At 40.6% G+C, this 7,597-nt stretch carries 7 protein-coding genes; 4 read left to right on the forward strand and 3 right to left on the reverse strand.

Translation table 11 applies throughout. The annotated features are described in order from the left end of the window. Positions 1-105: 105 nt before the first annotated feature. From Q8W26_RS15235 to Q8W26_RS15245, 3 genes are all read right to left on the reverse strand, one after another. Positions 106-1,662, reverse strand: coding sequence for an aldehyde dehydrogenase (NADP(+)) (locus Q8W26_RS15235; protein WP_101215748.1), 1,557 nt, complete (start codon positions 1,660-1,662; stop codon positions 106-108). A 22-nt stretch (positions 1,663-1,684) separates the two neighbouring features. Beyond that, positions 1,685-2,686, reverse strand: coding sequence for a 4-hydroxyproline epimerase (locus Q8W26_RS15240; protein ID WP_101215749.1), 1,002 nt, complete (start codon positions 2,684-2,686; stop codon positions 1,685-1,687). Positions 2,687-2,780: 94 nt separating this feature from the next. Then, on the reverse strand, positions 2,781-3,695 hold the full coding sequence (locus Q8W26_RS15245) for a dihydrodipicolinate synthase family protein (RefSeq protein ID WP_101215750.1): 915 nt from the start codon (positions 3,693-3,695) through the stop codon (positions 2,781-2,783). A 281-nt stretch (positions 3,696-3,976) separates the two neighbouring features. Here Q8W26_RS15245 and Q8W26_RS15250 point away from each other — a divergent pair, with 281 nt between their 5' ends. From Q8W26_RS15250 to gmhB, 4 genes are all read left to right on the forward strand, one after another. Then, positions 3,977-5,260, forward strand: a complete 1,284-nt coding sequence (locus tag Q8W26_RS15250; protein WP_101215751.1) for an FAD-binding oxidoreductase — start codon at positions 3,977-3,979, stop codon at positions 5,258-5,260. A gap of 141 nt (positions 5,261-5,401) precedes the next feature. Further along, a complete protein-coding gene (locus tag Q8W26_RS15255) occupies positions 5,402-5,884 on the forward strand; it encodes a YcxB family protein (RefSeq protein WP_101215752.1) in 483 nt (160 codons plus the stop codon). 73 nt (positions 5,885-5,957) lie between these two features. Further along, positions 5,958-6,830 (forward strand): DNA ligase, encoded by an 873-nt coding sequence (locus Q8W26_RS15260; protein WP_101215753.1) that lies wholly within the window; start codon positions 5,958-5,960, stop codon positions 6,828-6,830. Positions 6,831-6,895: 65 nt separating this feature from the next. Then, entirely contained in the window at positions 6,896-7,450 is a 555-nt protein-coding gene (gene gmhB / locus Q8W26_RS15265) for a D-glycero-beta-D-manno-heptose 1,7-bisphosphate 7-phosphatase (RefSeq protein ID WP_305473732.1), read from the forward strand. Positions 7,451-7,597 lie beyond the last annotated feature (147 nt).

The raw sequence follows: 7,597 nt of genomic DNA on the forward strand, positions 1-7,597 counted from the left end.
TTACCTTATATAGTAGTCTTTTTTGTTTAGAATGATAAGAGCTGGTCATGAAAAAGAAGCAAATACAGCCCCTTTTTCACTAAAGTTGAATATAATTAAAAACCGTTAGTTAATGATTTGAAGTGTGGCAGCACCATCTTTTAGTTCATTGGGTAATATATCCTGAGGCATGTTTTGTAAACATATAGGGCGTGTGAACCTTGTGATGGCTTGACTGCCAACTGACGTTGTTTGCGGCGCTGTTGATGCTGGGTATGGACCCCCGTGTTGCATTGAATGACACACCTCGACGCCAGTGGGAAGTTGATTGAAAATTAAACGGCCTACATGTTGCGCAACTTCATGAATTAATGATAAAGCATCACTTATTTCCGCCTCAGTTCCATGTATAGAAGCTGTTAGCTGACCCGGTAAAGATTGTGCCACCTGTTCAAATTCAACTTTAGATTGGCATTTTACGATTAGCGCGCATGGTCCGAATAGTTCTTCATGCAACACGGGTTGGCTAAGAAAGTCTGTTGCGGCGATACTAAATATTGCCGCAGGTGTTTGACAATGTCCTTCACCTGTTTGTCCTTGAGCAATGAGCGTTAAATTTGGATGGTTGGAATATTCAGTTAACTTCTTTTGGTAAGCTGAAGCGATACCTTTGGTTAACATCGTGCCTGGGTTAGCAGCTGCTATTCCCGTTGCTATTTCGCTAACAAAGATATCAAGTGCGGGTGACTCTTCTACCACAACCAGCCCCGGCGATGTGCAGAATTGCCCGTGACCCATTAGCATTGAATTGACCTGATTCTGTGCTAGTGCCACTGGTTGGTTAGATAGTAATTTAGGTAGTATAAACTGTGGGTTAGTACTGCCTAACTCGCCGTAAAAAGGGATCGGGACTGGGCGTGATTGCGCAATACTATTTAAAATATCCCCCACATGCTGTGAACCCGTAAACCCAACGGCTTTGATCAGTGGTGCGTTGACTAATTGCTGTGCTGCTTGTGAAGTATTTGCTTGTACTAAGGTAAAAATCCCCCTTGGCATATCACTTTGCTTGATGGCTCGGTCAATCGCGTGACACACTAACTCTGATGTTGCTGGGTGTGCTGGGTGGCCTTTGACAATCACTGGGCAACCGGCTGCAAGCGCTGAAGCAGTATCACCGCCAGCGGTCGAAAACGCTAACGGAAAGTTACTCGCACCAAAGACAACTACTGGCCCTAATGGTATTTGGGTTAAGCGACTATCTGCTCTGGGTAATGGCTGGCGCTCAGGCATGGCTTTATCAATATAAACAGGGCAGATAGATTGACGTAAATTGTTTGCAAACAAACGCAGTTGACTACAAGTACGTCCGCGCTCTCCCTCTACTCTTAATTGAGGGAGGGCTGTTTCATTCATTACTGTCGTGATGAGTTGTTCACCCAGTCGTTCTATTTCTACCGCTATGTTGTCAAGTAATTGTGCGCGTTGTTCCGTGGTTGTGTTTCTATATTGTGTAAACGCTTGGGCAGCGGTAGAGACGGCATTGTTTATGTCATTGGTGCTTGCAGTAAAAAACTGCCAAGGATTTTCTTTATCTGTACAAGGGTTGTAACTTGAAAATGTTTCGTTTGTTGAATTTGTCCATTGGCCATTAATGTAGTGCTGTCCTGTTATTTTTATCATAATGTACTCTTAAATTTTTTTGTTAGATAACTTGAAAACCGAATGCATAAGGGTCTTCATCATCGACAATGATTTGGTTGTAGCCAGTAACTTGAGCCCATCCTTGAATACTTGGCATGATGGCAGGGTAATTACCTACTTGGGTAACAGATTCAACCTTGCCAATAAATTGACTGCCAATGTAGCTTTCATGAATAAAGGTCTCACCGTTTTGTAATAAACCTTTTGCAAAACGTTGGGCCATACGGGCGCTGGTGCCTGTTCCACAGGGGGAACGGTCAATGGCTTTATCGCCGTAGAAAACAGCATTAGCTCCATGGCTGTTAGGCTTTATCGAATTTCCCGTCCAGAGTAGGTGGCTGATGCCACAAACGGTCTCATCTTCTGGATGGATACAACTTAGTTGCTCGTTGACAGCTTTCCTGACGATAGGGCTCCAATGTAGAATGTTGGCGGCACTCCATTGTTCTATCCCTGGGAAATTTTCTTGGGGCTCAATAATACAATAATAATTACCACCGTAACTTACATCGACCATAAGCGTGCCTAAGCCGGGAACATCGATGATTGTGTCTTGGTGAGCGAGGAAAGAGGGCACATTAAATATTTTTACAAAGTCCACTTTCTGACCAGTTTGATTATATTCAATGGCGATTTGTCCTGCTGGCACATCGATGATTAACTTTCCTGGTGTTTTAGGTGTTATCAATCCTTGCTCTAATGCAGCGGTAATCGTGCCAATTGTGCCGTGACCGCACATGGGGAGGCAGCCACTGGTTTCAATAAACAAAATACTCGCATCACTGTTTGGTGAGCAGGGCGGATAAAGAAAGGAGCCTGACATCATGTCATGCCCACGTGGTTCGTACATTAATGATTGACGGATCCAATCATGGTTTTTTTGAAAGTCTTGACGTTTTTCACTCATCGTCGTGCCATTTAGATTAGGGTGACCGCTTGTCACTAGCCTAACTGGGTTGCCACAGGTGTGTGCGTCAATACAAAAAAAAGTTCCTTTACGCATAAAACCTCCAAACGAATAAAGCTGAGTTAGCAAGTTTGAGCCCAGCTTTAATTATCATCTTACACCGACTGTTAACGATGCTTTGTAACTAGCATTAATTTAGGTTGAATTTTGATAGATCAATACGTGTTGCAAGGGCGTGTTTTATGGTGTTTTCAACATAAGTGCGCTCTTCACCTTCAAGTATTAAACGTGGTGCTCGAACATTCTCACTTCCACGGCCAACAATTTGTTCAGCAAGCTTAATTGCTTGCACTAATTTAGGGATAGTGTCTAGGCGAAGTAATGGCATAAACCAACGGTACAGCTCACGCGCCTCTTTCAAACGTCCAGAACGAGCAAGCTTCATTAGCGCTACAGACTCTTGCGGAAAAACGTTAGTTAATCCTGAAATCCAGCCGGTGGCACCTAATAAGATGGACTCTAGGGCAATATCGTCAACACCACACAATAGTGTAAAACGGTCACCAAAGCGCGATTGTAATTCTGTTAAACGGCGCGTGTCAGTGGTTGACTCTTTAATCGCAACAATATTGGACTCTTTAGCAAGTACTGCCGTCATCTCGATGTCTATATCAACCCCGTAAGTTACAGGGTTGTTGTAGATCATAATAGGAAGCTTAGTTGCACGCGCCACTGTTTGATAATGGGTTAACGTTTCTTTAGCACAGCCACGGTACACCATCGCAGGCAATAGCATTAATCCATCAACGCCCGAGTCTTGGATATCTTTTGCGTATTGAGCCGCTGCCTGAGCGGTGTTCTCTGCACAACCACTTAAGACAATAATTCGGCCCTTAACGGTATCGACTGTATGCTTAATAAAATCCCGTTTTTCTTGTGGCGTGAGTGAAAGGTTTTCACCGATAGTACCTAGTGCAATGATCCCATCGATACCATCATTGATCAGTTGTTCCAACATACGAGCATTCGACTCATAGTTTATCGAACCGTCGTTATTAAATTGTGTAGATATTGCTGGGAAAACACCGTTCCAATTAATGTTCATTTCAGACTCCATTTTATAAAGTTTAGGCGCATTAAGAATTTGTAATGTCTCGCCTATCAAAGTATATTGTATACAATTATTTGGTGTTGCCAAGCTTAAAGATATAAAATGTACAATTTGTTAGATTATATTTCTAAGTCGAGAAATATAAATGCTCTTTATATATGGTGAGTTTGAACTTACGTTTTTTGTGAGGTCTAGCGAACTAAATAATTTATATTAAAGTGGACTATCTACAGTTTAGTAATACGTAAACGGTTTAAATCTAGAGAACATAGAATATGGTGAAGTTAGATGCTGAACAACAGCACATTGCCGTTATCGGCGCAGGTGTTATCGGGTTAACTACGGCTTTGCTGTTACAAAAGGAAGGATATTGCGTCACCTTGTTTGATGGACAAGGTATCGCTCAGGGGGCTTCATCTGGTAATGCAGGCCATTTTGCGACAGAGCAGGTCTTTCCATTATCTGATCCTGCATTGTTGTCTCAGTTACCTAGAATGTTACTTGACCCGCTTGGACCGTTTAAGATCCAGCCTAACTACTTGTGCAAAGCAGTTCCTTGGTTCTTGAGGTTTATGTTAGAAATGACACAACGTAACCGTCAGAATAACAGTGAAGCAATAATGGCGCTCAATAGCCACGCGATAGCAAGCTGGCAGCGCTTGATAAGTGACATTGAAACGGATAGCGGACTTACTATGCAAGGTTCAATGGTAACGTATGAAAATACATCCCAAGAATCAATTTTAAAAACGATGGCATTGTACAAGACAAAAGGTGTTGATGTTGAATACTTAGATAGTGAAGCAGTTCGACAGATAGAACCTTTATTAAACAGCAATATTAAGGGGGCATTGTTATTTAACAGTGTTGCTCATACGGTTAACCCGGGAAAGTTATGTCAAGATATAGCGGAATACTTCTTGAACCAAGGTGGAACGTTCATTAAAGAAAATATTACCTGTGTTACTCAAGATAATAGACCAGTAATTCATACGACAGTAAAGCCTTATCAAGTCGATAAAGTGGTACTTTGTGTAGGAGCACATAGTAAAAAGTTGGTGGCCGACTTAGGGTATAAGGTACCACTTGAAACCGAGCGGGGATATCACTTAATGCTGCCGATTCAAGTAGGTATCAAACGACCCGTTGCCTCTGATGATAGGAAGTTTATTATGACTCCGATGAGAGAAGGCTTACGTCTCGCGGGGACCGTAGAATTTGGTGGTTTAGAGAATTTACCTGATTATAGACGTAGTGAAATTCTATTGACGCATGCTAAAGCAATGTTTGTTGATATACCTGAGTTAGCTCAATTAAGCTTAGCGCAATTATCACCGCAGGCACGTTGGATGGGGTTGCGGCCATCGCTTCCTGACTCTGTACCTATTATTGATAAAAGTCCTTTGAACGAAAATATTTTGTTTAACTTCGGTCATCAACATTTAGGGTTAACGTGGGCTGCGATTAGTGCTGAACTAATCGTTCAATTAGTAAGCAATGATACTGGTTTAATAGATATGACGCCATATAGAGTCGATCGATTTAAACTTTGCTTATGAGAAAGCTGACATTTTCAATGTTCGCAAGGCAAGTTCTGTGATTATCTGCATAAGGGTTGCTTTAACAATGCGATATTTGTGGCCTAATATTTTTATGAAGGTAAAATAGCGGCAAACATCTAGCGCGGTATATACATAATTATGACTCAATCATTTTCTTACTCTACATCTTTTGTTCTTGATAAGGCACATTTTCTCGAATGCTTTGAAGAGTCTGTTATTTCACAGGGTGCTAAGGATTATATCAAAGCGGCAATCATTGGCTTTGTTGGTCTATTATTACTTTTTGTTGTAGGGACCAATCATTATGCGGCATTTTTCGTCGTAGTGTTGTCAGCGGTAGAAGCTTTGAGTGTTTATTATAAAAAAACATGGTGGTTATGGCGGCAAATGCTGAGTAAAGCATATAATCATACTGTAGAAGTGATTGTCGATGAGCAGGGAGTTACAACCAAATCCTTTCATGTAAATAGTCAGCTCGATTGGCAGGATGTTAAGAAAATATCTACAACGTCAAGGGGCGTGTTACTTCATCATGCTGGTGGTAGAAACTATCTATCTAACAATTATCTTTCTGATGACGCGTTAAAGTTTATCGAGACGAAGGCAAAAGAAAATAATTAATTATTTTTAGCGAAAAAATAAACCTTAACTACACTACGAGACAATACATAACTTGATGACAAAGGAGTGTCATATGTGCTGTCGCTTTTCACTTGTTTTAATAGTAGCTTGTGCTGTGCTACTTACAACAACAGTTAGTGCATCTGAACCCCCTTCAATACAACTTGCATCTAAATATCGAAACAATATCCAAATCCAAGATTATTTTGTTAGTGAAAAGCTTGATGGCGTTAGAGCCTATTGGGACGGAACGCACTTAATATCACGCGGTGGGCATATATTTTCTTCACCTGAGTGGTTTACCAAGGGCTTTCCTAAAGTTGCCCTTGATGGTGAATTATGGATTGCCCCTAATCAATTTGATTTAGTGTCAGGCATCGTTCGGCAAAAGCGTTTAAATAACCAACGTTGGAGGCAAGTAAAATTTATGATGTTTGATATTCCGACATCAACTAAGCCATTTCGAAGACGGGTACAGCGTATGCTACAAATTTTGCAGTCTTCTACAGCGCTTCATCTAGGAATGATAGAACAGCGTCAATTGGCAAATAAGTTAGAGCTAAATAATGCATTAGACTCTGTTTTAGCGAAGGGAGGTGAAGGGCTTATGCTACATAAAGCTGATGCACTATATATAGCCGCTAGGAGTAAAAAACTCTTAAAACTAAAAAAATACCAAGATGCTGAGGCTGTTGTTATTGAGCATATTGCTGGGAAAGGGAAGTTTGAAAACATATTAGGAGCATTAGTTGTGGAACTTCCATCTGGAACGAGATTTAAAATTGGAAGTGGCTTTAGTAAAGCACAAAGAGAAAATCCGCCGAAGATTGGTAGTGTAATAACATTTAAATATTATGGCGTGACACAAAATAATATACCACGCTTTGCAAGCTTTTTAAGAGAAAGGCCATCATCAGTTGAGTTAGCTAATCGAACTAGCAACTAAATAAATCAAAAATTGAAGTCTTATATGTTAATATGACGGCATTAAATGATATTGAATAAAGAGTGATTTTGGTGAGTGATAAAGCAGTTTTTTTAGATCGCGATGGTGTGATTAATATAGATACAGGCTATGTATCTCATAGTGATGACTTTGAGTTTATCGAAGGCGTCATTGAAGCGTGTCAGAAAATAAAAGATATGGGTTATCAGTTAATCGTCATAACTAATCAATCGGGTATTGCACGAGGTTACTTTTCAGAAGATGACTTTATGACATTAACAGAATGGATGGATTGGTCATTCGCAGATAAGGGTGTTGAGCTTGATGGTATCTATTATTGCCCTCATCACCCAGAAAAAGGTATTGGTCAATATAAGCAAGTGTGTGAATGCCGTAAACCAGCCCCAGGTATGATAAATAGTGCAAAAGAGTTTCTTAAGCTCGATTTAGAACAATCTTACTTAGTTGGCGATAAGCTTTCTGATATACAGGCAGGTAAGGCTGCGGGTATAGGTACTAATATATTGGTGAGAACAGGGAAGCCAATTACAGTAGAAGGAGAAGAACTAGCAGATCATGTTATTGAATCCCTTCAAGATGTCATTTCATTGTTAAAATAGTTGCCAAAAAAACTGGTTATTTTACATTTTTGGCTGATAATTAATCATTCAAGTGTTTGTGTTCGAAAAGTTTAAAAAAGCCCTTGCCATGTGTCAGAAGATCCCTATAATGCGCATCCACTGACACGGGGAAGCAACTGCTAGAGC

This window comes from Psychrobium sp. 1_MG-2023, assembly GCF_030689115.1.
In the GTDB taxonomy this organism is placed as follows: domain Bacteria; phylum Pseudomonadota; class Gammaproteobacteria; order Enterobacterales; family Psychrobiaceae; genus Psychrobium.

Coding starts and splice junctions, on each gene's coding strand:
- Q8W26_RS15240 (WP_101215749.1), bottom strand. CDS start 2,686: ATGCGTAAAGGAACTTTTTTTTGTATTGACGCACACACCTGTGGCAAC.
- Q8W26_RS15255 (WP_101215752.1), top strand. CDS start 5,402: ATGACTCAATCATTTTCTTACTCTACATCTTTTGTTCTTGATAAGGCA.
- Q8W26_RS15235 (WP_101215748.1), bottom strand. CDS start 1,662: ATGATAAAAATAACAGGACAGCACTACATTAATGGCCAATGGACAAAT.
- Q8W26_RS15260 (WP_101215753.1), top strand. CDS start 5,958: ATGTGCTGTCGCTTTTCACTTGTTTTAATAGTAGCTTGTGCTGTGCTA.
- Q8W26_RS15245 (WP_101215750.1), bottom strand. CDS start 3,695: ATGAACATTAATTGGAACGGTGTTTTCCCAGCAATATCTACACAATTT.
- Q8W26_RS15250 (WP_101215751.1), top strand. CDS start 3,977: ATGGTGAAGTTAGATGCTGAACAACAGCACATTGCCGTTATCGGCGCA.